This is a genomic window from Marinobacter alkalisoli, assembly GCF_045449795.1.
Lineage (GTDB): Bacteria > Pseudomonadota > Gammaproteobacteria > Pseudomonadales > Oleiphilaceae > Marinobacter.
On the sequence record NZ_JBJJLB010000027.1, the window covers coordinates 199,688 to 226,304 of the forward strand.

General features: G+C 61.4%; 22 protein-coding genes, 2 pseudogenes and 1 riboswitch. Of the genes and pseudogenes, 22 read left to right on the forward strand and 2 right to left on the reverse strand.

The genetic code is table 11. The features are described from left to right. Positions 1-13: 13 nt before the first annotated feature. From ACJO3M_RS13635 to cobJ, 15 genes and pseudogenes are all read left to right on the forward strand, one after another. Positions 14-4,228 (forward strand): cobaltochelatase subunit CobN, encoded by a 4,215-nt coding sequence (locus tag ACJO3M_RS13635; protein ID WP_407001926.1) that lies wholly within the window; start codon positions 14-16, stop codon positions 4,226-4,228. Further along, positions 4,222-5,118, forward strand: coding sequence for a cobalamin-binding protein (locus ACJO3M_RS13640; protein WP_407001927.1), 897 nt, complete (start codon positions 4,222-4,224; stop codon positions 5,116-5,118). The genes ACJO3M_RS13635 and ACJO3M_RS13640 overlap by 7 nt, the downstream gene beginning before the upstream one ends. Before the next feature lie 72 nt (positions 5,119-5,190). Then, the gene (locus tag ACJO3M_RS13645) at positions 5,191-6,105 is read left to right on the forward strand and encodes a FecCD family ABC transporter permease (RefSeq protein WP_407001960.1); all 915 of its coding nucleotides are present in this window, start codon (positions 5,191-5,193) and stop codon (positions 6,103-6,105) included. Further along, positions 6,105-6,875, forward strand: coding sequence for an ABC transporter ATP-binding protein (locus ACJO3M_RS13650; RefSeq protein ID WP_407001928.1), 771 nt, complete (start codon positions 6,105-6,107; stop codon positions 6,873-6,875). The genes ACJO3M_RS13645 and ACJO3M_RS13650 overlap by 1 nt, the downstream gene beginning before the upstream one ends. Before the next feature lie 40 nt (positions 6,876-6,915). Continuing rightward, a riboswitch (cobalamin riboswitch) is annotated at positions 6,916-7,129 on the forward strand. A gap of 32 nt (positions 7,130-7,161) precedes the next feature. Then, positions 7,162-7,353, forward strand: a complete 192-nt coding sequence (locus ACJO3M_RS13655) for a CbtB domain-containing protein (RefSeq protein WP_407001929.1) — start codon at positions 7,162-7,164, stop codon at positions 7,351-7,353. A 77-nt stretch (positions 7,354-7,430) separates the two neighbouring features. Further along, entirely contained in the window at positions 7,431-8,204 is a 774-nt protein-coding gene (locus tag ACJO3M_RS13660) for a CbtA family protein (RefSeq protein ID WP_407001930.1), read from the forward strand. Next, positions 8,185-9,213 (forward strand): annotated as a pseudogene (locus ACJO3M_RS13665) (magnesium chelatase ATPase subunit I); the annotation flags it as partial. The gene ACJO3M_RS13660 and the pseudogene ACJO3M_RS13665, both read left to right, overlap by 20 nt. Before the next feature lie 276 nt (positions 9,214-9,489). Next, positions 9,490-9,951: pseudogene (locus ACJO3M_RS13670) on the forward strand (VWA domain-containing protein); the annotation flags it as partial. After that, on the forward strand, positions 9,948-11,345 hold the full coding sequence (locus ACJO3M_RS13675) for a cobyrinic acid a,c-diamide synthase CobB (protein WP_407001931.1): 1,398 nt from the start codon (positions 9,948-9,950) through the stop codon (positions 11,343-11,345). The pseudogene ACJO3M_RS13670 and the gene ACJO3M_RS13675, both read left to right, overlap by 4 nt. After that, entirely contained in the window at positions 11,332-12,426 is a 1,095-nt protein-coding gene (gene cobW / locus ACJO3M_RS13680; RefSeq protein WP_407001932.1) for a cobalamin biosynthesis protein CobW, read from the forward strand. Before ACJO3M_RS13675 ends, cobW begins: the two co-directional genes overlap by 14 nt. Before the next feature lie 3 nt (positions 12,427-12,429). Then, the gene (gene cobN / locus ACJO3M_RS13685; protein WP_407001934.1) at positions 12,430-16,311 is read left to right on the forward strand and encodes a cobaltochelatase subunit CobN; all 3,882 of its coding nucleotides are present in this window, start codon (positions 12,430-12,432) and stop codon (positions 16,309-16,311) included. Further along, entirely contained in the window at positions 16,301-17,437 is a 1,137-nt protein-coding gene (locus ACJO3M_RS13690; RefSeq protein WP_407001935.1) for a ferredoxin-like domain-containing protein, read from the forward strand. The genes cobN and ACJO3M_RS13690 overlap by 11 nt, the downstream gene beginning before the upstream one ends. After that, a complete protein-coding gene (locus ACJO3M_RS13695; RefSeq protein ID WP_407001936.1) occupies positions 17,437-18,066 on the forward strand; it encodes a precorrin-8X methylmutase in 630 nt (209 codons plus the stop codon). Before ACJO3M_RS13690 ends, ACJO3M_RS13695 begins: the two co-directional genes overlap by 1 nt. After that, complete coding sequence (gene cobI / locus ACJO3M_RS13700) at positions 18,063-18,788, forward strand: precorrin-2 C(20)-methyltransferase (protein ID WP_407001937.1); 726 nt, start codon at positions 18,063-18,065, stop codon at positions 18,786-18,788. The genes ACJO3M_RS13695 and cobI overlap by 4 nt, the downstream gene beginning before the upstream one ends. Next, on the forward strand, positions 18,785-19,534 hold the full coding sequence (gene cobJ / locus ACJO3M_RS13705; protein WP_407001938.1) for a precorrin-3B C(17)-methyltransferase: 750 nt from the start codon (positions 18,785-18,787) through the stop codon (positions 19,532-19,534). Before cobI ends, cobJ begins: the two co-directional genes overlap by 4 nt. Here cobJ and ACJO3M_RS13710 read toward each other — a convergent pair. Continuing rightward, positions 19,510-20,259 (reverse strand): cobalt-precorrin-6A reductase, encoded by a 750-nt coding sequence (locus tag ACJO3M_RS13710; RefSeq protein ID WP_407001939.1) that lies wholly within the window; start codon positions 20,257-20,259, stop codon positions 19,510-19,512. The two genes, cobJ and ACJO3M_RS13710, sit on opposite strands and share 25 nt — an antisense overlap. Here ACJO3M_RS13710 and cbiE point away from each other — a divergent pair. Genes cbiE through bluB form a run of 7 tightly spaced genes read left to right on the forward strand, consistent with a single transcriptional unit; the run spans position 20,258 to position 26,218 of the window. Continuing rightward, positions 20,258-21,466 carry a precorrin-6y C5,15-methyltransferase (decarboxylating) subunit CbiE gene (cbiE, locus tag ACJO3M_RS13715; protein WP_407001940.1) on the forward strand — a complete coding sequence of 403 codons (1,209 nt, stop codon included), beginning with the start codon at positions 20,258-20,260 and terminating at the stop codon, positions 21,464-21,466. The genes ACJO3M_RS13710 and cbiE overlap by 2 nt on opposite strands. After that, a complete protein-coding gene (locus ACJO3M_RS13720) occupies positions 21,463-21,828 on the forward strand; it encodes a cobalamin biosynthesis protein (RefSeq protein WP_407001941.1) in 366 nt (121 codons plus the stop codon). Before cbiE ends, ACJO3M_RS13720 begins: the two co-directional genes overlap by 4 nt. Next, the gene (gene cobM / locus ACJO3M_RS13725; protein WP_407001942.1) at positions 21,825-22,616 is read left to right on the forward strand and encodes a precorrin-4 C(11)-methyltransferase; all 792 of its coding nucleotides are present in this window, start codon (positions 21,825-21,827) and stop codon (positions 22,614-22,616) included. The genes ACJO3M_RS13720 and cobM overlap by 4 nt, the downstream gene beginning before the upstream one ends. Continuing rightward, positions 22,552-23,364, forward strand: a complete 813-nt coding sequence (gene cobF / locus ACJO3M_RS13730; protein ID WP_407001943.1) for a precorrin-6A synthase (deacetylating) — start codon at positions 22,552-22,554, stop codon at positions 23,362-23,364. The genes cobM and cobF overlap by 65 nt, the downstream gene beginning before the upstream one ends. Before the next feature lie 31 nt (positions 23,365-23,395). After that, positions 23,396-24,007, forward strand: coding sequence for a cob(I)yrinic acid a,c-diamide adenosyltransferase (gene cobO / locus ACJO3M_RS13735; protein ID WP_407001944.1), 612 nt, complete (start codon positions 23,396-23,398; stop codon positions 24,005-24,007). 13 nt (positions 24,008-24,020) lie between these two features. Next, positions 24,021-25,511, forward strand: a complete 1,491-nt coding sequence (locus ACJO3M_RS13740) for a cobyric acid synthase (RefSeq protein WP_407001945.1) — start codon at positions 24,021-24,023, stop codon at positions 25,509-25,511. Further along, positions 25,508-26,218 (forward strand): 5,6-dimethylbenzimidazole synthase, encoded by a 711-nt coding sequence (gene bluB / locus ACJO3M_RS13745; protein WP_407001946.1) that lies wholly within the window; start codon positions 25,508-25,510, stop codon positions 26,216-26,218. Before ACJO3M_RS13740 ends, bluB begins: the two co-directional genes overlap by 4 nt. Before the next feature lie 6 nt (positions 26,219-26,224). Here bluB and ACJO3M_RS13750 read toward each other — a convergent pair whose 3' ends face one another. Beyond that, a complete protein-coding gene (locus tag ACJO3M_RS13750) occupies positions 26,225-26,413 on the reverse strand; it encodes a site-specific integrase (protein WP_407001947.1) in 189 nt (62 codons plus the stop codon). Positions 26,414-26,617: the final 204 nt, after the last annotated feature.

The window sequence follows — 26,617 nt, forward strand, 5'->3', positions numbered from 1 at the left end:
GAGAGGCAAGGGTATGAACAACACACGGCCAGATCGGATCATTCACCGCCCGGTATTTGCCTTTCTCCTGGGGCTGGCACTATTGCTCTCGCCTCCGGTGTTCGGTGCCACCGTTGTTGGCGTGGTCTCGGAACGCTCGGCGGCGGAAATGGCCGCCGGAGCAGAGCGGTTCCTGGCCGCCAATCCGGATCACCGGGTGGTACTGCGAACGCCGGAACAACTGGCCGCCCTGGACAACCAGGCACTGGATGAGCTGGTAGGCGGGGCCGATGCACTGCTGCTGGCGGCGGTCTTCGGCGATCAGGTGGGCCGGCTTGAACAGGCGGTTCGGGATCAGGCGGCGGAGCGCTCGTTTCCGATACTCGCCGTCAACGGCGACCGTGCCCTGACCCGTTTGTCCCGGCTGGAAGGCCGGGCGGTACTGGACGGACTGGATGCCTCCTCCCTCAACGACCTGATGAAAGCCCCGGAGCCGGGTGCTGATGTGAAGGCCCACCGGACGGCCTTGCGCCACCAGTTTCCGCAACAAGCCCCCTGGCTGGACGGGCGGGCCCTGTATCAGGGCCGCACGCCGCAACATCTGGATGGCCTGTTGCGCTGGTTGCTGGTGCAGGCTGGCCATGACCTGACCGTGCCCGACCTACCACCGCGGGCACTGGTTCGCTACTACCGTAACGGGGAAGCCGTGGAGGATGCCGGGGATCTGGAGCTGCAACCCGGCCCCGTGGTTACCCTGCTGGATCTGGACAGCGGCGACCGCCCCGGAGACCGGGCCCTGCTGGATGCCGCCTGTGCCGCCCTGGAAGCGCGGGAGATCCGGTGCTTTGCGATACTGTCCCGCTGGGGCGGGGCCAGCCTGGAAGCGGTACGTACCCTGGGTAACGCTGTTGGGCCGGCTACTCTGTCCGGCATCATCAGCCTGCAGGATTTCACCATTGGCGGCGGTGAGGGCCGGCGCCAGGTGACCGAAGCACTGACCCAGCTGGATGTGCCGGTCATCAAGGGCCTGCGACTGGCCTCCCGCACCGCCAACCAGTGGCAACTGTCGGTGGATGGCATCCCGGCGGACAAGGTGCACTACAAACTGGCGATGCCGGAACTCCAGGGTGTCAGCCAGCCCATGGTGCTGGCCACGGCCGAACCGGAAGTGATTGACGAACACACCGGCGTGGCCCTGACCCTGACACAACCGGTGCCTGACCGGGTGGCAGCCGTGGCTGATCGCCTGAAGCGCTGGCAGGTTCTGCAAGCCAAGGACAACGCCGACAAGCGCGTGGCGATCATCTACTACAACCACCCGCCGGGGCGCCAGAACATTGGTGCGGACAATCTGGATGTGCCCGCCTCCCTCTACGAAATGCTGACCTGGCTCAAGGATGAAGGCTACGCCACCGGCCCGCTGCCGGACAGCCCGGAAGCGCTCACAGACCTGATCCAGCAGCGCGGCGTGAGCCTGCCGGATGATCCCCGGGCCCTGAGGGAGATGGCCGGGCAGGTGGCCTCCATGGACAGCGACACCTACCGGCGCTACCTGGAGACCCTGCCGGCGGTGGTCCAGCAGGAAATGGCCCACGGCCCCCTGGGCTACCTGCACGAGCGACTGGAACAGGCCCACGGCATGGGTGAGAAAGACCTGGCGACCGGGCTGCTGAACCGGGGCATCCGCGACCTGCGCCATTTGATTGAGCACGTCCAGCACCCCAACCGCAAGAACGCCCTGACCCGGCTGGATGAATACGAAACGCTCTGGCAGCGTCGGCTGAACGAGGGTGGTCACCAGGATGAACTGAAGGCCCGTCGGGATGCACTGGCGAATACCGGCATACCCGGCCTCAAAGGCTGGGGCGAGGCGCCGGGGCAGTCCATGGTGGTGGACGACCGGCTGATCTTTCCCGGCCTGCGATTCGGCAACATCTATATCGGCCCGCAACCGCCCCGGGGCTGGGAAGTGGACGAGGAACTGCTGCACGCCAACACCACCTTCCCGCCTACCCATCAATACGTGGGCTTCTACCACTGGTTGCGGGATCACTATCAGGCGGATGCCCTGGTGTACGTCGGGCGTCACTCCACCCGGGAATTCCTGCCCCGTCGCCGCGCCGGGCTGACCGGGGACGACTACCCGGACCTGCTGGGGGGCGACCTGCCGCTGATCTATCCCTACATCGTTGACGGCGTGGGCGAGGGCATCCAGGCCAAACGCCGGGCCCTGGGGGTGATGATCAGCCACCTGACCCCGCCGCTGGCGGCCACCGAACTCTATGATGACTTGTTGGAATTGCGACAACTGGTGGAAACCTGGGAGTCCGCCAACGAGCCCGACAGCCCGACCCGGGAACGGGCCCTGGATATGCTGCGGGAGAAAATCCAGGTACTGGATATCAGCGAGGACCTGGAACGGGAAATCGCCAGCGAAATGGGGCTGGCGGTGGAAGAGGTCTCCGTGGATGAGTTATCCCCCGATCTTCTGGTCCACGAAGCCGGCCACTACGTCACCGATATGCAGGAACACTTCATGCCCCTGGGGCTGCATGTGTTCGGTCGTGACTGGAGTGCGGATATGGTGGACACCATGCTGGACTCCATGGCCGGCAAGGCTGGCACCCCCGAGGCGGAATGGCGACAGAACCTGGAGGCTTCCCCGGCTGCCGAACGCCAGAGCTTCCTCGCCGCGCTGGAGGGCCGCTTTGTGGCGCCGGGGCAGGGTAACGACCCATTGCGAACTCCCGCGGTATTGCCCACGGGTCGCAACTTCCATGCTCTGTCTGATGACCTGATTCCGACCCGCGTGGCCTGGTCCCTGGCCACCGAGCTGGCGGCAGAAGCCATGGCCGACAACAGCAAACAGCAGGGCGAGAGTGATGCCCTGGTGCTCTGGGCGTCCGACACTGTGCGGGACGAAGGGGTGATGATCGCCTTTGGCATGAAACTGCTGGGTATTCGCCCGGTGTGGAACAGCCGGGGGATCGTGAAAGGGCTGGAGCGTTTGCCCGCTGGGCCGGAGACCGATACCCCGGTGCGGCGCAACGTAGTCTTTACCACCTCCGGACTGTTCCGGGATCTCTATGAGAGCCAGTTGGAATGGCTGGACCTGGCGTCCCGCTACGCTCTGGCCGGGGCGGCGAACACCATCGAAGCCGAACACCCGGAAATGGTGGAAGCGTTGGATCAGGCCCTGTCGGATCTGCCGGTGGAAATGCGCGAACGCGGTAATGAAACCCTGGCCGTTAACGGCGTCGCGGCCCGCTGGGTCGCGGATACGCGGGTGCTGATGGCAGCGGGAGCCTCCGCGCGGGATGCCGGCGCCCAGGCTGCCCATCGTGTGTTCGGCACCGCACCGGGGTCTTACGGCGCCGGCGTTAACCGTCTTTCCACCCGCACTGGCGCCTGGCAGGACCGGTCACAACTGGGCGATGCCTACCGCCGCCGCATGGGCCACGTCTACGGCAAGGGCAGTCAGGGTGAACCCGCTCACCAGGCCTTTGATCGCCAGTTGCACACGGTGAATCACACCTATCTGGGGCGGGCCAGCCATCTCTATGGTTTGCTGGATAACGACGACGGTTTCGACTTCCAGGGGGGCCTGTCCAACGCGGTGGAACACCTGCGCGGCGAGCCCCCGCAGAATCGGGTGCTGCAGTACGCGGATCCGAAGAACCCTCGGGTGGACTCGCTTCAGCGCGCCCTGCAGGTGGAGCTGCGCGCCCGCAACCTCAACCCGCAATGGCTGGCGCCGCTGATGGAGCATGGTTATGCCGGGGCCCGTACCATGGGCAGCGATTTCCTCGACAACCTCTGGGGCTGGCAGATCACCAGCCCCCAAGTACTGCGCTCCAGCATGTGGGACGAGATCAATGAAGTGTACTTCCAGGATCGTCATGGGCTGGGTCTGGATGAGTTCCTGGCCGATGGGCACAATGTCCACGTCAAGACTCATATGCAGGCCATTGCGTTGCTGGCGGCCAAGCGCGGGTTCTGGGAGGCGGATGTATTCACCCGTCGCGCCCTGGCCCGTGACTTCGCCGGCAATATCATCGACCATGGCCTGCCCGGCAGCGGCCATACCCGCCCCGACCATCCGCTGATGGACTGGGTGGCGGACCAGCTCGAGCCGCAACAGCGGGAAGCCTTTGAATCCGCCCGCAAGGGTGGCTCGGCGTCATACTCCCTGGGGGCCGCGGCCAATGACGATTGCCAGAATCAGACTAACCGGACGACCTCATGCTGAATGTCTCCAGACCATTGGCGCTCTTCGGCGCAGCCGTGCTGGCCTTGTGGCACACGCCTGTTCTTGCTGCGGAAGTGTGTGCTACCGATGACACCGGCACGGAAGTCTGCCTTGAGCAGCCGGCCAGTCGTATCGCAGCCCTGTCCCCCGGGGCCACCGAACTGGTCTGGGCTGCCGGTGCCGGAGAGAAAGTGGTCGCGGTGGTGTCCTTCAGCGACTACCCGGAAGCTGCAACCAAGGTGCCCTCAGTGGGTAGCCATACCCGCATGGATCTGGAACGGCTGATGGAACTGCAGCCGGACCTGGTGATTGGCTGGGTCACTGGCAATCCGCCGGAGCAACTTGAGGCGTTGGCAGACCTCGGGTTACCGGTGTTCTCCATCGAACCCCGTACCTTCGAGGCGGTGTCCCACACCATTGAACGGCTGGCCACCCTGGCTGGCACCGAACAGGCAGGCTTCGCAGAAGCCGAACGTTTCCGCCAGGGCATCGCCAAACTGGAACGCCAATACCGTAATGCGGAGCCAGTGCCGGTGTTCTATCAGGTCTGGGACGAACCGCTGATGACGGTGAACGATAAACACCTGATCGGCAAGGTGATCACCCTGTGTGGTGGCGTCAATGTGTTTGGTGACCTGGAACGGCTGGTGCCTCGGATCAGCCCCGAGGCGGTGATCGGCGCCAACCCGGAAGCGATTCTCGCCGGTGGCATGGGAGAAGAGAACCGGCACTGGCTGACCCGCTGGGAGGCATTCCCCGGTATTGAAGCCACCGCCAAAGACAATCTTTACTTTATCCCACCCTCCCTGGTACAGCGCCCGACACCCCGCATGCTGGAGGGTTCACAACTGTTCTGCCAGAAACTGGACACTGCCCGTGCCAAACGCTGATCGGAGACTGCACCGGTGAGCCGGCCGTTGCTCAAGCCGCTGCTGATCCTGGCGCTGGCCAGCCTGGCGGCCATGGTGTTGTCCGTGGGCACTGGCAGCGTCAGCGTGGCGCCGGGCCAGGTATTGGCGGTGCTTCTGGGGGAGGGCAGTAACCTGCAGCAAACCCTGGTGCTGGAACTGCGCCTGCCCCGCACCCTGTCAGCCTTTGCCACCGGCGGGCTGCTGGCGGTGGCCGGGGCGTTGATGCAGGTGCTATTGCGCAATCCGCTGGCAGACCCGTATGTGCTTGGTCTTTCAGGCGGCGCTGCCGTGGGCGCGTTATTGGCCATGCTGGCCGGACTGGGTGGTTTGATCATTTCCGGTTCAGCCTTTGCGGGTGCCTTGCTGGCGACCCTGATGGTGTTTGGCCTGGCCCACGGTACCGGCAGCTGGACCCCGTCCCGATTGTTGTTAACCGGTGTGGTGGTGGCCGCTGGCTGGGGCGCGGTGATTACCCTGATGCTGGCCATCAGCCCGGCCCAGCGCCTGCCCGGGATGCTGTACTGGTTGATGGGGGATGTGTCCTACGCCCGTTCGCCCTGGCCGGCTCTGGGCTTCCTGTTACTGGTGTGCCTGCTGGTGGTGCCGCTCGGCCGCAGCCTGAACGTACTGGCGCGCGGGCCTATGCAGGCAGCCGCTTTGGGGGTTGCGGTGCGACCTCTGGAGTGGACGATCTATATCCTCGCCAGTCTGCTCACTGCGACCGCTGTCACCATGGCCGGGAGTATCGGTTTTGTCGGCCTGGTGGTGCCCCACATGCTGCGACTGGTGCTGGGGAACGACCAGCGCCTGATCCTGCCTGCCTGCGCCCTGGGCGGAGGTGCCCTGCTGGTGCTGGCGGATACCCTGGCGCGGGTGGTTATTGCGCCGGAACAATTACCGGTGGGTGTGATTACCGCCCTGCTGGGGGTGCCCACATTCCTTTACCTGTTGTACCGGAGCCGCTGATGAATCCGTTACGGGCAAAAGAACTGGTCATTGATATTCCCGACCGGGGCGACGGCCAGCCCCTGGACTTCACGGTGAAACCGGGGCAGATGTGGGGCGTGCTGGGCCCGAACGGCGCTGGCAAGACAACACTGCTGCACACCCTGGCCGGCCTGCGGGCGCCGCGCCATGGGGAAGTCCGTTTGGGTGAGCACTCACTGACCGGGCTCCGGCGCCGGCGGATTTCACAACAACTGGGGTTGGTGTTCCAGGAACGGCAGGATGGCTTTCCGGCCACGGTACTGGAAACCGCGCTGATTGGCCGCCACCCCTGGCTGTCGCCCTGGCAGATGGAATCGGGGGAGGATGAGCGCTTTGCGCGGCAGGCACTGGAACAACTGGATGTGGGCCACTTGAGCGACCGCCTGGTGAACACCCTCTCCGGTGGCGAGCGCCAGCGTGTGGCCATCGCCACAGTGCTGACACAGGCGCCCGATACCTGGCTGCTGGATGAACCCACCAACCATCTGGACCTGCACCATCAGGTGTCGGTATTGCAGTTGCTGACGGAGCAGGCGCGCAGTGGGCGCTCGGTATTTATGTGTCTGCACGACCTCAACCTGGCTGCCCGCTGGTGTGATCACCTGTTATTGCTCTTTCCAAACGGCGAAGCGTGCTGGGGGGCAGCCGAACGGATGTTGGTGCCGTCTGCACTCGAAAGACTTTATGACCAGGAGTTGTTGGCAGTGGAGGTAGACGGCACGCCACTCTTTGTGCCCAGGAAAGGCTAAACACAGGATGCGATTGCGGTAGCCAAACCGATGGTTTAGCATGCTCCATTGGAAGACAGGTGCCCCTAACGTCAGGGGATAATCGGGAAGTGTGGTTAGGTCCCAGGCCAATCCCACGGCTGCCCCCGCATCGGTAATAAAGGTTAAACCCTGCTATACCACCGGCTACGGCTGGGAAGGAGCAGGGCTCGATGGCGCCATTGCTGCGCTGTCGCCCTTTGAGCCCGAAGACCGGCCTGTTATTTTATCAATCCTTCAACGGTGCGGCGGGCACTTGGGGAATTATATGTCTGCTATTGTCTCATCTGCAAAGGCGAGGCCTAAGGCCTCTCTGATCAACGTTTCTTCTCTTCTGCAACAAGGGGCGGTTGTCCTGTTCGGCGTTCTTATCCTTTTCGCCGTTGGGTTTGTGCCTCTGGATGTCGCGCACAACGCGGCACACGATACCCGCCACAGTTTTGTGTTTCCCTGCCACTGAACATCAGTGTGTCGTAGGGGGATCTGTCCCTGCGAGTGAAATACAGCGTTGTTAACCAGAAGTTGAAGGAAATTCTAATGTTCCGTTCGCTAATTTTCGGCGCCTGTTTGATTGGCGTTATTACCGGTCTGTTGCTCACCGCTGTTCAGTCGGTTGGGGTGACACCGACGCTTTTGGCTGCAGAGCAGTTTGAAAGTAGTGAGGCGCCAGCAGAGGTTGCGCACACTCACCATAATCACACTCATGGCGAAGGTGAGAGTGCAGATCACCATCACGATCCTGATGTCTGGGCGCCCGAAGAGGGTACTGAGAGGTGGCTGTATACGGCGCTGTCGAATGTGCTGGCGGCGATTGGTTTCTCCGCGATCATTCTGGTGGTTATGAATCAACTGTATGTTCGCGGTCGCCTACGACTAACGCCGGCCCACGGCTTGTTTATCGGGGCGTGCAGTTATCTTGTGGTGTTCGTAGCGCCTGCCATCGGGTTGCCCCCGGAAATTCCCGGTACGGCCAGTCCAGCACTGATGTCCCGCCAGCTGTGGTGGGTATTCGCCGTGTTGTCGGTTGCCATTGGATTGGGTGTGCTATTTTTGGCACGACGCTGGAAAAAAGTGCTCGCATTCCCTTTGTTGGTCCTGCCTTATGGGTTTGTACCCGTACACACCGGGCCGTTATTCGAGAACCCCGACGCGACGGTCGTCGCATCGCTCATGGCTTTGCACAGCGACTTCATCTGGATATCAGCGGTTACTAATCTGTTTTTCTGGTTATCGGTCGGATTGTTATGCGCCCTGATACTGCAACGTTCATACAAGACAAGTCAGATCGGTAATGAGCAAGCGCCAGCCTGAGTTTCCGTTTACCGCAATCGTTGGGCAGGAGCCGCTGAAAACCGCGTTGGTGCTGAATGCAATCAACCCCCGGATTGGCGGCGTCGTAATTTCGGGCCCACGCGGGAGCGCCAAGTCGACGCTCGCACGGGGGCTGGCAGATGTATTGCCGATCACCGAGCGGAAAAGCTTGCCGTTTGTGAACCTTCCTTTGAGTACAACGGAGGATCGCCTGGTGGGCAGTTTGGACCTTCAGCAGGTTCTGACCCAACAGGAAACCGCTTTCCGACCCGGCCTATTTGCCGACGCAGACGGCGGAGTGCTGTATGTGGATGAAGTCAACTTATTGCCAGACAACCTGGTCGATTTGCTTTTGGACACAGCCGCGCGTGGCATTAATGTGGTTGAGCGCGACGGTATCAGCCATAGCCACAGTGCCCGGTTCATGCTCATCGGTACGATGAACCCGGATGAAGGTGATTTACGCCCCCAGTTGCTGGACAGGTTTGGGCTGTGTGTGGAGTTGGCGCACACCATGCCCAGGGATCAGCGTATGGCCATCGTTCAACAATGCGAGGCCTTTGAACGCGACCCGGATGGCTTTTGTGCGGATTTTGCGCCGGAGCAGAAAGCGCTGGCGGAACGCATTCGAACGGCGCAGTCGCTCTTGCCGGGCGTTGTTACCGATCCGTGGGTGTACCAGTACATCGCAGAGGCCTGTGAAGCCGCCCAGGTTGAAGGAGTGCGAGCGGATGTGGGCTGGCACCGGGCGGCGCAGGCTCATGCGGCCTGGCGGGGCAGCGACACCATTGCCCGGGAAGATCTGGACGCCGTGGAGGAATGGGTGCTCGTCCATCGTCGCAAGATGGCAGCCGAGCCGCCTGATTTCCCCCCGCCCTCATCGCCGCCTCCATCCAAGGGTTCTTCAGGGGCATCCCGGGTGGATAGTCAGAAGTCAGAAGCCCGGAACGGGCAAGGCTCTAGTGCCTCAGAGAGTACGTCCGAACAGGGCCAGTGGGGCGCCATGCCACCAATAGCAGAGAAGACGCTCCCACTCGATCAGGGCATCCATAATCGATTGCCGCAATTGCAGTCAGCGCTGGCGCATCGCATGCAAAGCCCTATGTCAGAGGCCAGCAGCAAACGCAAAGGCCGCCAGAGCGGGCAACGTTCCCGTTTACAGGGGGCCGAAAAGCCAGATTGGTTTGCCACTCTGGTGGCTAGCCGGGGCCGATGGCCGTTAACCTCAATCCGCTTTCAGAAGGAACGCGCAGGGCAGCCGACGGTGCACTTCGTGTTACTGGATACGTCTGGCTCCACCCTGGGTGGGCGCCTGTTCGCTCAGGCCAAAGGCCTGGTCCAGGCGTTGGCGACCCTGGCCTATGGCAAGCGCGATCAAATGGCGGTCCTGGGGTTTGGTAATGACCGGATCACGCCGCTGCTTCAACGCTGTCGGGCACCCAAGGCCATGCTTTCACGGCTGGATGCCTTAAGCGGGGGCGGAGGTACGCCTTTGCGTGAGGCCCTCGCTCAGGCGTCCCGACTGATTCGTCAGTGGCACAAACGGGAGCCTGGGCTCAGGGTGAAAACCTACCTGATAACCGATGGCCGAACTCGCCAGTCTCTGGTCGGCTTACCGCCTCTTGGCGACTGCGTGGTGGTGGATGTGGAACGGGGCCCGGTCAAACGGGGGCGGGCCCAGCGAATTGCGCAACAACTCGGTGCCGTCTATCTGCCCGGGTCTGTTATGGGAGTCGAAGCCGGATGAACCCCACCGATAAAAACGCGATCACTGAATCGGTAAGTTGCCCCGCGGTTTTTATTGCTGCGCCCGCATCGGGCCAGGGTAAAACCACCATCACCGCCGCTCTGGCGCGACTGTTGCGTAACCAGGGGAAAGTAGTGCGGGTGTTCAAAACTGGCCCGGATTATCTTGATCCACAGGTGCTGGCTCAGGCCTCCGGGCAGCCGGTAGATCAGCTCGACCTCTGGATGGCTGGTGAGACCTATTGCCGACGACGGCTTTTCGAGGCAGCTCGCAGCGCTGACGTGATTCTGGTGGAAGGCGCCATGGGGATTTTCGATGGTGAGCCGTCAAGTGCCGACCTGGCGGCCAGGTTCGGTTTGCCCATGTTGATCGTGATGGACGTTAAGGGCATGGCCCAGACGGCCGCTGCCTTGGTATCCGGCATCGCCAACTTCCGCGATGATGTGTCGGTGGTCGGTCTGCTTGCCAATGCTTGTGCTTCCGCGCGTCACCGAGAGCTGATCGAACTGGCGCTGCCCAAAGATGTTCCGTTGTTGGCGGCGTTGCCCCGTGATTCGAGTCTGGCCCTGCCGGAACGTCACCTGGGTCTGGTCCAGGCTTCCGAAGTGCAGGAAGATCTGGAGCTCCGGTTTGAAGCCGGGGCAAAAGCGCTCGCCTCCGAAGCGCTGGCAGAGGCTTTGGTGCGCTTGCCCCCGGTAGTGTTTGAAGCACCGCTTGAGGACCCCTTCGTTGAGCTGCCTTCCATGGCCGGTATAACGGTGGGCGTAGCTCGGGATCCGGCTTTCAGCTTTGTTTACCAAGCCAATCTGGATCTGCTGCAGCAGATGGGGGCGGAGCTTTGTTACTTCTCGCCTATTGCGGACAGTTGTCTCCCTGAGTGTGACGCGCTGTGGCTGCCCGGTGGTTATCCCGAACTCTATGCCAGCTCGCTTGCCGGTAATCGCGGTATGAAAGCGGCGCTTCGCGACTTTTTTGCCGCTGACAAGCCCATTCTTGCTGAATGTGGCGGCTTGCTGTATTGCCTGGAGACCCTGACGGACTACAACGATCAGACTCACGAAATGCTGGGCCTGCTACCGGGGGAGGGCGCCATGCGCGGCCGCCGCGGGTGCCAGGGCATGCAAACCGCCGACCTGCCGGAAGGGCCGGTACGGGCGCATGCTCACCACCGTTCGATAAGCCAGGGAACGCCCGAACCTATCACCCACGGGCGCCGACAGCGACACCCCGCACCCGGCGAACCAATCTATCGTGCCCGTCGCCTTACCGCCTCCTATCTCCACCTGTTTTTTCCAAATAATCCCACAGCGGTGGCAAGGCTGTTCTCCCCGGAGCCACAGCTTCAAACCTGCGACCAAAGTGATTCAAGGAGCCTGTCCGATGCAGTTGAATAAGATTCCGGCCACCGTTGTAACCGGCTTTCTCGGCAGCGGTAAAACCACGCTGCTGGCGAGCATCCTGCAACAGGCGTCTGGTAAGCGCATTGCCGTGATAGTGAATGAGTTCGGTGAGCAGGATATCGACTCCGACCTACTGCGCAGCTGCTCACTGGGGTGCGAAGAAGAAAGCGTAACCGATTCGAACGACGGTATTTATGAGTTGGCCAACGGCTGCATTTGTTGCACGGTGGAGGAAGAGTTTCTGCCGGTCATGAAAAAACTGGTGGAGCGGCGCCAGGACATCGATCATATCCTCATTGAGACCAGTGGCCTGGCATTGCCGAAACCCCTGGTTCAGGCTTTTAACTGGCCGGACGTCCGCCAGCACTGCACCGTGGATGCCATCATCACGCTTGTTGATGGGCCCGCTGTGGCGCAGGGCCGTTACGCCGATGATGTGGATAAGGTCGATGCTCAACGGCGCGCGGATGAAAATCTGGACCATGACGCGAGCTTGAGAGAACTGTTGGACGATCAATTGGGTGCGGCCGATCTGGTCATTGTCACCAAGACCGATTTGCTCAGTTCTGAACAGAAGCACGATGTTGAGCGCATCGTCCAGCAGCGGGTTCCCGCCGCCGTTAAAACCCTTTTTATCGATAGAAATACTTTGACGGAAGACACGGCCCAGTTGAAGGCACTGATGGGCATGGCCGCTGCCAGCGAACAGACGATTGATCAGGTTGAAAATCATCACGACCGCTATCACATGGAGGGGGCGCACCACGACCATGCTCACGATCATTTCGATTCTTGTGTGGTGACGCTCGGAGAGGTGGACGCGGATCGTCTGGCAGAAGGGCTTCGGGAATTACTGCAGACAAATCCGATCTATCGCGCCAAGGGCTTCGCGGCTCTGCCCGGCAAGCCGATGCGCCAGGTGATACAGGCCGTTGGCAAGCGCCTTGATAGCCACTTTGATCGGCTCTGGCGACCAGGCGAGACACGGCAGACCCAGTTGGTGATTATTGGTAAACATCTGGACCCGGCCCAAATCCAGGCCACCTTGGCCAGGGCGGAGAGGGTCCAGGCCTAGCCTATGCACCTTTTTGCGGCCAAACCCGGCGGGTTCGTGGACGACGAGGGCATCCTCGACCTGCAACAGACGCCCGGCGACATTGTTGTTCTTTCCGCGGCCGACAGCAGCTTGTCGGCATTGGCCCAGGGTGCCGAGCGGTTGGGCGAAGACTATCCCCGGGTGCGGCTGGCCAATTGGATGAACCTGCTCAAACCAGCCGCTTATGACCTCTATGAAACCAAGGTGCTGGAGCAGGCACGCCTGGTCGTTCTCTCGTTGCTGGGCGGCACGGGCTATTGGGAATATGGCTATGAACGGCTTTTGGCCTGGGCCGAGGCGGCTCCGGGGCGGCAGCTTATTGTGGTGCCCGGCTGTGAAGACCCGGACGAGGGGTTGCTCAAAGCCTCATCCGTGTCGTTTGAGACCGCCTGGTCTGTTTGGCGCTATTTGCGTGAAGGCGGTGCCGATGGTGCAGAGCAACTGCTGCGGTTTATCGCTGATCAATGTCTGCAGCTCGATTACCCCTGGCGCGAGCCCAAAGCCATCGCCAAGGCGGCGCTTTACCGCCCTGCTTCTGGCGGCGGTACCCATGAGACCACGCTGGCGCAGTGGCAGGAGTCCCGGCAATCCGGTCAGCCGGTTTGCATTCTGGTCTTCTACCGCAGCCACTTGCAGGGTGCCAACACGGAGGTTGTCGATGGCCTGATCCAGGCATTGCACTGCAAGGGGCTCAGCCCGTTGCCGGTGGTCGTGTCTTCGCTGAAAGACGATGATTGCCTGACCTTTATCAACCAGTTGATAGAGCAAACGGGCGCGACTTTAATCGTCAATACCACGGGATTTTCGATCAACCGGTCTCCAGGGGATGTGGATGCCCTGTCGAGCCCGGAAGGCGAGAGCACATTTGTCGGCTGGCCCGTTGTGCTGCAAGCAATGCTCTCAAGCAGTACGGAAGAGGATTGGCAGAGCCAGTCAGGCGGGTTGCGCAGTCGGGATGTGGCCATGCAGGTTGTGCTGCCTGAAATGGATGGCCGTGTGATCACCCGGGCCGTGGGCTTCAAAACCGAAGCCCACTACAGCGAGCTGTGCCAGTTGTCGGTTATCCGCCACCAGCTGAATCCGGAGCGGGCGGACTTTGTGGCCGAGCTGGCCCGACGTTTTTGCGTGCTTCGCCACACCCCCAACCATAAAAAACGTGTAGCGCTTATTCTGGCCAATTACCCCAACCGCGACGGGCGAATTGGCAATGGTGTTGGCCTGGATACGCCTGCTTCCACGGTCCGGATTCTGCGGAGTCTGAAAGCGTCAGGCTACCCGGTGGCCGACATACCAGCCGACGGCGCCGGTCTGATTGAGGCCCTGCAGTCAGTGGTGACCAACGCCGCGGATAGCATTGACCAGCGCGCCTGTGGGCAGAGCATTGCGGTAGAAGATTATCTGACCTGGTTCCAGACTCTGCCGTTGGCTCTGCAGCAATCGGTGTGGTCGCGCTGGGGGCACCCCCGCCAGGATCCTAAATGCCGTGCCGGTCGGCTGATGATTGCCGGCATTCGCCTGGGCGAAACCTTTGTCGGTATTCAGCCTGAACGAGATCTGGGCGAAAACCCAACGGCGACCTATCACGATACCGAACTGGCGCCCCCCCACAGTTACCTGGCCTTTTATCTCTGGCTGCGTGAGCACTACCGCGTGGACGCGGTGGTCCACGTGGGTAAGCACGGCAACCTGGAATGGTTGCCAGGCAAGAGTACGGCCCTGTCCGCCGAGTGCTGGCCCGACATTGTGCTGGGCCCCATGCCGCTGTTCTATCCGTTCATTGTCAACGATCCGGGTGAGGGCGCACAGGCGAAGCGCCGCACCCAGGCGATTATTGTCGATCACCTGATGCCGCCCATGGCTCGGGCAGAACTCTATGGTGCCATGGCTGAACTGGAGGCGCTGACCGATGAGTATTATCAGGCGCTGGGGATGGACCCGCGCCGCGAGGCGCTGTTGCGTCAGTCGATTGTCGACCATCTGCGCCAGGCTGGCATCGACCAGGAGCTAAGCCAGGGCGTTACTGACGACGCCGAGGACAATGATGAAGCACTTCTCAATGAGCTGGATGGCTACCTCTGTGAGATCAAAGAATCCCAGATAAGGCACGGTTTGCACGTGCTGGGGGAGCTTCCCGAAGACGATAAACTCGCCGGTACCCTGGTGGCTTTGCTGCGGCTGCCGCGCGGGAGTGAGCCCGCCTATCGCGGTATTCTGCATAACCTGGTGGCGGATCTGGGCCTGGCCCCTGCGAGCCCGCCCGACGGCAGCTGCTTTGACCCGCTGGTCCCCGGGACAGGTGCCTGGGAGGGACCCCGCCCCGAGGTATTGCTAAAACTCAGCGACACCCCCTGGCGCAGTGGGGCTGATACCCGTGATCGCCTGGAAACGTTGGCACACCAGATTGTGCTGGACCACGTCGTACAGGGTGATGTGAGTGAGGCGCTGGCCGCTGCCTACCCGGCTACAGCCGAGCAATGCCGTTATGCCCGCGACACATTGCTGGCGGCCCTGAAGCGGGGCGTCCATATGGAAATCCAGTCACTGATGGATGGTCTCAGCGGCTATTTTATTCCCCCTGGCCCGAGTGGCGCGCCTACGCGCGGGCGCCTGGATACCCTGCCCACCGGGCGAAACTTTTTCACGGTCGATAACCGGGCCATTCCTTCGCCTGCTGCCTGGACCCTGGGGGAAAAGTCCGCCCAGTCATTCATCGAGCGCTACCTGCAGGATAACGGTGACTTCCCCAAAAGCCTGGGCCTGTCTATCTGGGGTACGGCGGTCATGCGTACCGGTGGCGACGATATTGCCCAGGCGCTGGCGCTGATGGGCGTCAAGCCGGTGTGGTCCCTGGGTTCGCAGCGGGTGGTGGATGTTGAAGTTATTCCCACCATGCTGCTTGGCCGTCCGCGGGTGGACGTCACCCTGCGCGTGTCCGGCTTCTTTCGCGATGCGTTTCCCAATGTCATGCGGCTGTTCGATGCCGCTGTTCAGGCTGTCGTTGAGTATGAAGAGCCCGGCAACGAGAACACCATCCGCGATGCTGTGCGTGCGCGACAGGCAGAACTTGAGGGACAGGAGCTTTCCGCTACCGAAGCCAGACGCCAGGCGAGCTACCGTATATTCGGCAGCCGACCAGGAGACTACGGCACCGGTCTGAATCGTCTGATGGAGAAGCGCAACTGGCAGTCCCGGGATGATCTGGCCGAGGCCTATATTCAGGCCGGAGCCTATGCCTATGGCCAGGCCTCCGAATACGGCGTATCGGCCCGGTCGGACTTTGAACACCGGCTGGCGGGTATGGATTCGGTCCTGCATAACCAGGATAACCGGGAACACGACATTCTGGATTCCAATACCTATTTTGCCTTTCAGGGCGGCATGGCGAACGCCACCCATAGCCTCAGTGGCGCCATGCCGAGTACTTTTCATGCCGACCACGCCAACCCCGCTCAGCCGCGTATCCGCACGCTCAAAGAAGAGATTAACCGTGTTGTCAGGTCACGGGTGCTGAACCCGAAGTGGATCACGGCCATGCGTGAACACGGCTACAAGGGTGGCTTTGAAATGGCAGCGACAATCGATTCTCTGGTCGGGTACGATGCGACCACCGACCTGATCGCCGACTACCAGTACGAACAGGTTACCAATACGTTGCTGACCGACCCGAGCAACCAGCAATTCTTGCGCGACTACAACCTGTCGGCCCTGGAAGATATGGCGGAACGGTTGTTGGAGGCCGTACAGCGGGGCTTATGGAAAGAGCCCGGAGCTTACGCAGAGGTTTTACAGGACTTGCTACTCGATCTGGACGAAACGCGGGAGCGTGCCGGGACCACCGTCGGTAGAGGTCCCCATGGGGGATAAGGCCCAGATTAAAGGCTGGTGCCCCGGTGCCTGGCAACCGATGGCCTCCGGCGATGGTTTAATCGTGCGGGTGCGCCCCCGGCATGCGGAACTCACCCGACGGCAGATGCTGGCGCTCTGTGAGGCGGCCCAGCGTTGGGGGAGTGGGGTGATCGACCTCACCAATCGCGCCAACCTCCAACTGCGCGGCGTCCGTGAAGAGGCTTGGCACCCGCTCATGAAGGCATTGGTTCAGGCGCGTCTGGTTGAGGATGACCCCTCACTGGAGGCGCGTCGGAATCTGTTGGTGGCACCGGATTGGCAGCCGGGTGATGCCACACACCAGGCGACCACCGCCTTGCTGGACCAGCTCGCCGAGTTACCGGACTTACCCGCTAAGGTGGGTTTTGCCGTTGATGCAGGTGAAAGCCCTGTTCTGGCGGCGCATTCAGCGGACTTTCGCATTGAGCGTGCGGCGACCGGCCAACTGCTGGTTCGGCTTGACGGCCGTCAGAGGGGCACGCCGGTAGAGTCGCCTGCCGCCGCAGTGGCGCTCATTATCCGGTTGGCCCATTGGTTTGCCGAGTCCGGAGGGCACCAGTCGGGACGAATGCGACGCCACGAAGGCCTTTTGCCGCCTTGGGCGCCGGAATCTTTGCCGCCGGCAAAGTCCCGCCCGCCGTTTGCCTTGGGGAACCATGCGCTGGGGGCGGTTTATGGGCTGCGTTTTGGCCAAGTGAACGCCGAAACCCTGAGTCAACTACTGAAGACCAGCGACGTTGAATGCATTCGAGTGACGCCCTGGCGTCGCCTTCTGGTCACCGGCGTTAAAGCCCGCTTTCTGGACGGCCTGTTGATCGATAACCAGGCACCAGAGCTAAAGATTGATGCCTGCCCCGGTGCACCTTATTGCGAGCAGGCCACCGTTGGTACGCGGCTACTGGCAACGCATCTGGCGGGCGCAACGAACGGCTCTCTGCACGTCTCCGGTTGCCCCAAGGGTTGCGCGCGGCGTCTGCCTGCGGACGTTTGTATTGTCGGCCGACACGGTCGTTATGACCTGATTTTTCGCGGAAGTGCTGATGGGACACCCCATGTCACTGGCCTGACGGCATCTCAGGTACGCCACTATTTTGGAGTTGAATAATGCTTCACACCTATGAAACAGACGGCTCTGCCATTTACCGGGAGTCCTTTGCGATTATCCGGGACGAGGCGAATCTCGACCATTTTTCCGAAGACGAAGAGCCGGTGGCAGTGCGCATGATTCATGCGTTGGGCATGGTAGAGCTGGCTCCGTCGATATTATTCGGGGATCAAATGGTTTCCCGGGCACGGGCCTCTTTGGAGCAGGGAGCGCCAATCCTGTGTGACACCCGCATGGTCGCCGAGGGCATCACCCGGAAAAGACTACCGGCGGATAACGCTATCGTCTGTACCTTAACCGTTGACCGGGTTCCGGCGCTGGCGAAGGAGATGGGCAATACCCGTTCGGCGGCGGCGCTGGAGTTATGGCGGCCTTTCCTGGACGGTGCGGTGGTGGCCATTGGTAACGCACCCACGGCCTTGTTTCATTTGCTCAATATGTTGCAAGACCCGAGCTGTCCGCGACCGGCGGCAATTATTGGCTGCCCGGTTGGCTTTGTGGGTGCGGCGGAATCGAAGCAGGCACTCTGGGACAGCGGCGCCGCGCCTTGCTGTATTGTGCGGGGCCGTCTGGGAGGCAGCGCGGTCACCGTGGCTGCCGTTAACGCTATAGCGGATCGAACAGAATGAAGAAGGGTACAATCTACGGTGTGGGCCTGGGCCCGGGGGCTCAGGATTTGATGAGCGTGCGCGCAGACAAGCTGATCCGGCAGGTCCGCCATATCGCCTATTTCCGTAAAAAAGGGCGCAAGGGCCATGCGCGTAGCATCGTTGAAGGCATGCTGGCGGACTCGGTCATAGAGCTGCCCATGGAATACCCGGTGACCACCGAAATTCCCGTTAGTGATCCGCGATACAACGAGTTGTTGTCTGGCTTCTATCAGTTCTGTGTTGATCATCTGACCAGGCTGACCCAGGCAGGGGAAGATGTGGTTGTCCTGTGTGAAGGGGACCCGTTTTTCTACGGCTCTTTCATGCACCTTTTTACGCGTCTCAAAGACAGAGTGCCGGTTTCGGTGGTGCCCGGTATTACCGGTATGTCCGCTGCCTGGACGGCGACAGGGCAGCCATTCACATGGGGCGACGACGTGATGACTGTCGCTATGGGGACTTTACCCGAAGCCGACCTGGCTCAGCGGATAGCGGAGACCGATGCGCTCGTGGTCATGAAAATTGGTCGCAATCTCGCTAAAGTCCGGCGTGCGCTGGATCTGGCCGGGCGGATTGATCAAGCCTGGCTGGTCGAATACGCCGCCATGACGGAGGAGCGCGTCTTGCCCTTCCGGGAAGCCGGGGACATTGCGCCTTACTTTTCGATTTTGCTGATCCATGGCAATGGGAGGCGACCATGACCGGTTCACTCGTCATCGCCGGATTGGGACCGGGCGCGGCGGAACTGGTAACCCCGCAAGTGAGTCTCGCACTACAGGAGGCAACCGACGTGGTGGGTTATGGCTCCTATGTGGAGCGCGTTCCGCCCCACCCAAATCAGGTCCGGCATATTTCGGATAACCGCGAGGAGCTGGATCGGGCTCGGCATGCGCTGCAACTGGCGGCAGCGGGCCGCAAGGTGGCGGTGGTATCGTCCGGTGATGCCGGAGTGTTTGCCATGGCATCGGCTCTTTATGAGGCGCTGGAATCTGGCGACCCCGCCTGGCGTTCTCTGGATATACGGGTTTTACCGGGCATCTCCGCCATGCTCGCGGCCAGTGCCCGGGTTGGCGCTCCGCTGGGGCATGATTTTTGTTGTATTAACCTGTCAGACAATCTCAAGCCCTGGGATCTCATCGAAAAGCGGCTACGCCTGGCGGCCGACGCGGATTTTGCCATGGCGCTGTACAACCCTCGCTCGAAAGCGCGTCCAGAGGGTTTCGCTCGTGCGCTCAAGGTGTTACTGGAGGCCTGCGGGCCCGAACGGGTCATGATATTTGCCCGGGCCGTCTCGACGCCTGAGGAGCAGGTTCTTATCACCACTCTGGCCGATAGCAAGCCGGAAATGGCCGATATGCGGACTCTGGTTATGGTCGGATCAAGCCTGACCCGGGTCATTGACCGAAATGGGCAAGCCTGGGCTTACACACCGAGGTCCACCGCATGACGGAGCCAGTGCAAAGCCTGGTCGACATCGTGCACTTCATGGCGGGTGGCGAGAGCAGGACGATTGATCATCAGCACCGGCAGCCTCAATTGGCGAGCCGCCACCAGCTTGGCCGCCGCGCCTTCGCCGCCGGCGTTCTTACTCACGATTCGGTCGATACGATGGCGCTTGAGCAGCGCCAGGTCGCCTTTCGCCGTGAAAGGTCCCCGATCAACAGTGACGGTACAGTCAGGAAGCGGCAAGGGACCCGCGGGCTCGTCGACAAGCCGCAACACATAGTGATGCTGTGGTTGCGCCTGGAACGCCTCAAGGTGTTGACGGCCGATGGCCAGCATGACTCGCTGGCGAGGGCCCGCCAACGCCTGAACCGCCGCCTCGACGTTGGCAACCTCTTGCCAGTGGTCGCCTTTGACTGGTTGCCAGGGCAGGCGGGTGAGTGCCAGCAAGTGAATGCTGCTCTGTGCGCTGGCCAGGACCGCGTTCCGGCTTATCTGTTCGGCAAAGGGGTGGGTGGCGTCAACCAGATGCGTGAAGCCCTCGGCGCGCAAAAATTCTGCCAATCCTTCAGGCCCGCCGAATCCGCCGGTACGAACCGGTATCGGTTGAGGCTTTGGCGATCTGACTCGGCCTGCATAGCTATACAGCGCCGGCACACGAGCATCAGCCAGGGCCTTGGCCAACACCCCTGCTTCCGTCGTACCGCCAAGGATCAGGACTTTAATCATGGTTAATCTTGGGAACGCCCATTGGCTGACTATTATAGGGTGGGGCGAGCGTGGCACATCGGGCATTACGCCGGCAAGTCTGAATGCCCTGGAACAGGCGGAGATTATTTTCGGGGCCCACCGGCACCTGAAGGTTTTGTCCGGTGTTGATGCCGACGTTCGTGAGTGGCCGGTGCCCTTTGCAGAGGGTGTTCCAATGCTCCTGGCTGAACGGGGCCGGCGGGTGGTCATGCTGGTCTCGGGCGATCCGTTCTGGTTTGGGGCCGGGACCGTGCTCGCGCGACATCTGGACCCGTCGGAATGGGCTATATACCCAGGACCCTCCACCTTTAGCCTGGCTGCGTCGCGATTGGCTTGGGGGTTGGAGTCGACCCAGTGCCTGGGGCTGCACGCTGCGCCGCTTACCCGCATTCGCCCCTTTCTTCAGCCAGGTCAACGGCTGCTGGTCCTGTTACGCGACGGTGGGGCGGTAGCCGAGCTTGGCCGTCAAATCACTCAATGGGGGTTCGGGCCCACCGTGATGCACATTCTTGAGGCACTGGATGGTCCGGGGGAACGCCTTCGCAGGATCAATGCTGATCAGAGTCCGCCGGACGATGTTCAACACCCGGTTGCCCTGGGGCTTGAGGTGGCTGGCGAGGGGCCGCCCTTACCGTGCACAGCTGGCATACCCGACGATTTTTTCGAACACGATGGCCAGATTACCAAGCAATCGGTTCGTGCCTTGACCCTGTCGGCGTTGGCGCCGAAGGCGGGCGAGAGATTGTGGGACATAGGGGCCGGTTCTGGTGCTGTTTCGATCGAATGGCTGCTTGCTCACCCGGACAACCAGGCCATTGGCTTTGAGGCATCGGTGGAACGAGCGGCCCGGGCTGCCCGAAATGCCCGGTCGCTGGGCGTGGACTGGCTGGCGCTGGTCGAGGGGCAGGCGCCGGAGGTGTTGGCCAATCAACCCCTGCCAGATGCCGTGTTCATCGGCGGTGGCTTGTCACAGGCTCTGCTTCAGGCGCTTTGGGAGCGCCTGCCGCAAGGGGTTCGAATCGTGGCCAATGCGGTGACACTGGAATCGGAAAGCCTGCTGATGCAATGGCATCAGGCCCGAGGAGGAGAATTGGTCCATCTGGCTTTTTCATCGGCCGGGCCAATCGGACCCCGGCGTGGCTGGAAGGCTCAGTATCCCATCATTCAGTGGCGGGTGACGACATGACGGTAGCGGGGTTTGGTCACCGCCGGGGAGCGCAGTTATCCTCTCTGGCCGAAGTCCTGGAGCGACTGATCCAGCACTATGGCCAGGTGGATAGACTCGTGGCGCTGGCCGACAAGGCCGAGCTGGTTCAGCTACTGGGCGCTGAGCGGGGGCTTCCCGTGGTCCTTATAGAAGGTGATGTCTGTGTGGGAGTCGAGACACTCACGCGCTCGCGACACAGTCAGCACGCTAAAAATACCGGCAGCGTCGCCGAAGCGCTGGCGTTGCTTGGGGCGGGGCAGGATTCACGCCTGCTTGGGCCCCGTCAGATATCGGCAGATCGAATGGCCACCGGCGCTATAGCGGAACACATAATCTTATGACGGTACATTTTATTGGCGCCGGCCCCGGCGCCCCGGATTTACTCACCCTGAGAGGCCGCGATTTAATCACGGCCTCGCCGGTTTGCCTCTATGCCGGCTCGCTGGTGCCGGAGGAAATACTGGCCCATTGTCCAGCCCATGCACGGGTCGTTAATACGGCGCCTCTGGCTTTGGATCAGATTATTGAGGAAATCCAGCGGGCGCACGCGGAGGGCCTGGACGTTGTTCGTCTTCACTCTGGCGACCTGTCGGTCTGGTCCGCCATGGGCGAGCAACTCCGGCGCCTTGAACAATTGCAAATCCCCTATTCGATCACTCCCGGAGTTCCCTCGTTTGCCGCGGCCGCAGCCAGTCTTGGCAAGGAGCTCACCCTTCCGGGTATCGCCCAGTCCGTTGTGCTGACCCGCACCCAGGGGAGGGCCAGTGCCATGCCAGAGAATGAAACGCTGGCACATTTCGCTCGCACCCAGGCCACGTTGGCCATCCATCTATCCATTCATAACCTTTCCCATGTGGTGGAAGAGTTGAAACCATTCTACGGTGATGACTGCCCCGCCGCGATCGTCTGGCGTGCCAGCTGGCCGGACGAGCGGATAGTCCGGGGCACTTTGGCTACGCTGGAGCAGGCGGTGGGTTCAACGCTTACCCGCACCGCACTGATACTGGTGGGCAAGGCGCTGGCAACCAACGATTTTCAGGAAAGCCGCCTGTACGCTGTAGGCTATGATCGACGCTTCCGGCCGCAATCGGCAGACTCGCCATTTGCTGACGAGGATGGCCATGATTGAGCTGGCCCTGATCGGAATTGGTACCGGAAATCCGGACCATGTCACCTTGGCTGCGGTTCGCGCTTTGAATGATGCCGATCTGATTCTGTTGCCGCGCAAAGGAGACTCTAAGGCAGACCTGGTGGACCTGCGTCGCCTGCTCTGCGAGCGACTGCTTGAGTCAGACCGCCCAGCCAGGATAGTCGAGTTTGATCTGCCGACCCGGCAAGACAGTTCTGACTACCTGAAGGCGGTGGAAGAGTGGCATAGCGCCATAGCCGCCGTGTGGGGCGATATGGTCGATACCCACCTGCCTGATGGCGGCCGCGCTGCGCTGATGATCTGGGGCGACCCATCGTTGTATGACAGCAGTCTGCGGATTGCCGACCGTTTGAGTGAGCGGGGTAAACCCGTTGAGGTCCGCGTGATACCGGGCATTACCAGCCTGCAGGTGCTGACGGCGGAACACCGTGTTCCGCTCAATACCATCGCGGAACCGGTGTTGATCACCACGGGGCGACGCCTGCGGGAGCGCGGTTGGCCGGCGGACGTACCCAGTGTCGCGGTTATGCTCGATGGCGGCAGTGCTTTCAGCTCTGTCCCCCCTAAAGACATTTATATCTGGTGGGGAGCCTATCTGGGAATGGACAAGCAGTGTTTGATGGCGGGCTGGTTAAGCGAGACTGGCCCTCAGATTACACAGCGCAGGGCGGAACTCAGACAGGAATTCGGCTGGATAATGGACATTTATTTACTGGCGAAGCAATAGCTACGCCCGCTCACCGTTAAGGAGCCTGATCATGCGTGAACGCGCCAAAAACCCCGAACGCCATGCCCGCCGTATGGAAGCCAAACAGAAAATCATGCAGGAGCGCATTGCCAACGCCCAGAAAGAGCAGGGCGTGTTGCTGGTGCTCACCGGCCCCGGCAAGGGCAAGAGCAGCTCCGGCTTTGGCATGGTGGCCCGGGCCCTGGGCCATGGCATGAAAGTGGGCATTATCCAGTTCATCAAGGGCGCGTTCAGCACCGGTGAGGAAGCCTTCTTCCGGGACCTGCCCAATGTGGACTACCACGTCATGGGTCAGGGCTACACCTGGGACACGAAGAACCGGGAGCAGGACGTGGAAGCCGCCAACGCCGCCTGGGATGTCGCCGCCGCCATGCTCAAGGACGACAGCTACGACCTGATCCTGCTGGACGAACTCAACATCGCCCTGAAATACGACTACATTGACCTGGACCGGGTGCTGGATGATCTGCAGGCCCGGCCGGAGATGCAGCATGTGGTGGTCACCGGTCGCTCGGCACCGAAGGAATTGGTGGACCTGGCGGACACGGTGACGGAAATGGGCATTGTGAAACACGCCTTCAAGGATCAGGGCGTGAAGGCCCAGAAAGGCGTAGAGCTGTAACAGGCGGGAACCCATGACCACACTGATGATACAGGGCACCACCTCCGACGCCGGCAAAACCACGGTGGTGGCCGCCCTGTGCCGGTGGCTGGCGCGCCAGGGCATTTCCGTGGCGCCGTTCAAGCCCCAGAACATGGCCCTCAACAGCGCGGTTACCGTGGATGGTGGCGAGATTGGCCGCTCCACCGCCCTTCAGGCCCTGGCCTGTGGCCTGGAGCCCCACAGCGACATGAACCCGGTATTGCTCAAGCCCCAGAGTGATCGAGGCGCACAGGTGATCCTGCGGGGCAAGGTCCATGGCAATATGGATGCGCTGGATTACCACGCCTACAAGGCGGAGGCGATGACCTCGGTGATGAACGCATGGCGCGATTTGAGCGCCCGTTATGATGTGATCATTGCTGAAGGCGCCGGCAGCCCCGCCGAGATCAACCTGCGCACCAATGATATCGCTAACATGGGTTTCGCCGAAGCGGCGGACTGCCCGGTGCTGCTGGTCGGCGATATCGACAAGGGCGGCGTGTTCGCGCAACTGGTGGGCACCCTGGAACTGGTTTCCGACAGCGAACGGGCACGCACCAAAGGCTTTATCATCAACCGTTTCCGGGGCGATATCGCCCTGCTGGAACCGGGGCTGGACTGGCTGGCCGAACGCACCGGAAAACCCGTAACCGGCGTACTGCCTTACCTGCACGGACTGGTGATCGACGCCGAAGACAGCGTGGGCACCAGTGGCACCAGCAAGGCCGGCGCGCTGAACGTGATCGTTCCGGTATTGCCCCGCATCAGCAACCATAACGATTTCGATCCCCTGCGCCTGCACCCCGGAGTTAACCTCCAGTTCATCGGCCCCGACCAGTCCATCCCCCCGGCGGACCTGATCCTGCTACCCGGTAGCAAGAGCACCCGCCACGACCTGCAGTGGCTGAAGGCACAGGGGTGGCCTGCGGCGATCCGCAAGCATCTGCGATACGGCGGCAAGGTCTTCGCCATCTGCGGCGGCTTTCAGATGTTGGGTACCGAGGTACAGGACCCGGGCGGACTGGAAGGCGAGGCCGGTAACACTGAAGGCCTGGGCCTGCTCGACATGACCACGCGCATGGTCGACGGCAAACAGCTGAAGAACGTAACCGGCACCCTCGCCATCGGTCCGGATAAAGCCGCCTTCACCGGCTATGAAATGCATAACGGCGTCACCACCGGCCCAGCTCTGGCATGCCCCATGGCTGAACTGAATGGCAGACCGGACGGTGCCATCAGCGAGGATGACCTGGTGGCGGGCACCTACGTTCACGGCATCTTCGATCAACCCGAAGCCTGCACCGCGATCCTGCACTGGGCGGGCCTGGGTGCCGACACAGAGCTGTCGGGCGAGGCGGTGAATTACCAGCAACACCGCCAACAACAACTGGACCGGCTGGCAGACCTGGTGGAAGACCATCTGGACACGGATTGGCTACGCAACCTGCTGGGCCTCTGCAAACAGGACACACAAAACCGATGACCGACCACAACCGCCCTTTCAGCGATAATGAACGTGAGGGACTTTACCGAGCCATCTACGAACGGCGGGATGTCCGATCCCAGTTTCTGCCCGACCCGATCCCGGCGGACGTCCTGGCCCGCCTGCTTGGCGCCGCCCACCACGCGCCATCTGTGGGCTTTATGCAGCCCTGGGATTTTATCGTTATCGACAGTACCGAGGTGCGCCAGTCCGTCCTCGACATCTTCGAGGAAGAGAACCGCAAGGCCGCCGATAACTACAGCGGCGAGCGCAATACCCGCTACAAGAGCCTGAAGCTCCAGGGCATCCTTGAAAGCCCCATCAACCTCTGCATCACCTGCGATCGCAGCCGCGGCGGCACCCACGTGCTGGGCCGCAATTCCATCGTCGAAACCGACCTGTTCAGCACCTGCCTGGCAGTACAGAACCTGTGGCTGGCCGCCCGCGCCGAAGGCATCGGCGTGGGCTGGGTCAGCATCCTGGATCAGCAGAAGCTCGCCAACACTCTCAACCTGCCGGAACAGGTTTATCCGCTGGCCTACCTGTGCCTGGGCTACGTCAGCGAATTCCTCGACCAGCCGGAACTGCAGGCCAAAGGCTGGCGCTCACGGTTGCCGATTGAGGAGCTGGTGCATGGCAACGGCTGGGGGCAGCCGCAGGAAAACGCGGAGCTGAAGGTGGCACTAAAAAAACAGGAGCGGAATTGAGGGCAGTCAGGCATTCACCTCTTCCGCTCCCATGGATTCCGGATGGCGTTTGTCGTGGAACCGGATAAATTCCCGTACCCAGTTGCAGTAGGTTTTCTCGGTGCGATAAGCCAGGTGCCGGGCGCGAATAAATGCGCGGAAACGATCCATGAACCGGGTCGGGATAGCTGGCAGTGGGACTGGAATGTCATCCATGAATACAAGTCCTTTTGGTGCTGTATATGCATACAGTTTATGTAGGGCTTGCGGCGTTGGCAACTGGAAAAATGATCATTGCGACCATGAACTGGGTGAGTTTGTAGAAACCTGTAAGTTTCCTTTCTAAATCAGTGGTATGGAAGGGTGGTTGAAAAAGTGGATAGTGGTCTTTGTGATCATTTTTGTTTGGGACGGCGGTCA

Bases quoted from the DNA above. Each gene is read 5' to 3' on its own strand.
- ACJO3M_RS13635 (WP_407001926.1), top strand. From the start codon at position 14: ATGAACAACACACGGCCAGATCGGATCATTCACCGCCCGGTATTTGCC.
- ACJO3M_RS13640 (WP_407001927.1), top strand. From the start codon at position 4,222: ATGCTGAATGTCTCCAGACCATTGGCGCTCTTCGGCGCAGCCGTGCTG.
- ACJO3M_RS13645 (WP_407001960.1), top strand. From the start codon at position 5,191: ATGGTGTTGTCCGTGGGCACTGGCAGCGTCAGCGTGGCGCCGGGCCAG.
- ACJO3M_RS13650 (WP_407001928.1), top strand. From the start codon at position 6,105: ATGAATCCGTTACGGGCAAAAGAACTGGTCATTGATATTCCCGACCGG.
- ACJO3M_RS13655 (WP_407001929.1), top strand. From the start codon at position 7,162: ATGTCTGCTATTGTCTCATCTGCAAAGGCGAGGCCTAAGGCCTCTCTG.
- ACJO3M_RS13660 (WP_407001930.1), top strand. From the start codon at position 7,431: ATGTTCCGTTCGCTAATTTTCGGCGCCTGTTTGATTGGCGTTATTACC.
- ACJO3M_RS13675 (WP_407001931.1), top strand. From the start codon at position 9,948: ATGAACCCCACCGATAAAAACGCGATCACTGAATCGGTAAGTTGCCCC.
- cobW (WP_407001932.1), top strand. From the start codon at position 11,332: ATGCAGTTGAATAAGATTCCGGCCACCGTTGTAACCGGCTTTCTCGGC.
- cobN (WP_407001934.1), top strand. From the start codon at position 12,430: ATGCACCTTTTTGCGGCCAAACCCGGCGGGTTCGTGGACGACGAGGGC.
- ACJO3M_RS13690 (WP_407001935.1), top strand. From the start codon at position 16,301: ATGGGGGATAAGGCCCAGATTAAAGGCTGGTGCCCCGGTGCCTGGCAA.
- ACJO3M_RS13695 (WP_407001936.1), top strand. From the start codon at position 17,437: ATGCTTCACACCTATGAAACAGACGGCTCTGCCATTTACCGGGAGTCC.
- cobI (WP_407001937.1), top strand. From the start codon at position 18,063: ATGAAGAAGGGTACAATCTACGGTGTGGGCCTGGGCCCGGGGGCTCAG.
- cobJ (WP_407001938.1), top strand. From the start codon at position 18,785: ATGACCGGTTCACTCGTCATCGCCGGATTGGGACCGGGCGCGGCGGAA.
- cbiE (WP_407001940.1), top strand. From the start codon at position 20,258: ATGGTTAATCTTGGGAACGCCCATTGGCTGACTATTATAGGGTGGGGC.
- ACJO3M_RS13710 (WP_407001939.1), bottom strand. From the start codon at position 20,259: ATGATTAAAGTCCTGATCCTTGGCGGTACGACGGAAGCAGGGGTGTTG.
- ACJO3M_RS13720 (WP_407001941.1), top strand. From the start codon at position 21,463: ATGACGGTAGCGGGGTTTGGTCACCGCCGGGGAGCGCAGTTATCCTCT.
- cobM (WP_407001942.1), top strand. From the start codon at position 21,825: ATGACGGTACATTTTATTGGCGCCGGCCCCGGCGCCCCGGATTTACTC.
- cobF (WP_407001943.1), top strand. From the start codon at position 22,552: ATGATCGACGCTTCCGGCCGCAATCGGCAGACTCGCCATTTGCTGACG.
- cobO (WP_407001944.1), top strand. From the start codon at position 23,396: ATGCGTGAACGCGCCAAAAACCCCGAACGCCATGCCCGCCGTATGGAA.
- ACJO3M_RS13740 (WP_407001945.1), top strand. From the start codon at position 24,021: ATGACCACACTGATGATACAGGGCACCACCTCCGACGCCGGCAAAACC.
- bluB (WP_407001946.1), top strand. From the start codon at position 25,508: ATGACCGACCACAACCGCCCTTTCAGCGATAATGAACGTGAGGGACTT.
- ACJO3M_RS13750 (WP_407001947.1), bottom strand. From the start codon at position 26,413: ATGGATGACATTCCAGTCCCACTGCCAGCTATCCCGACCCGGTTCATG.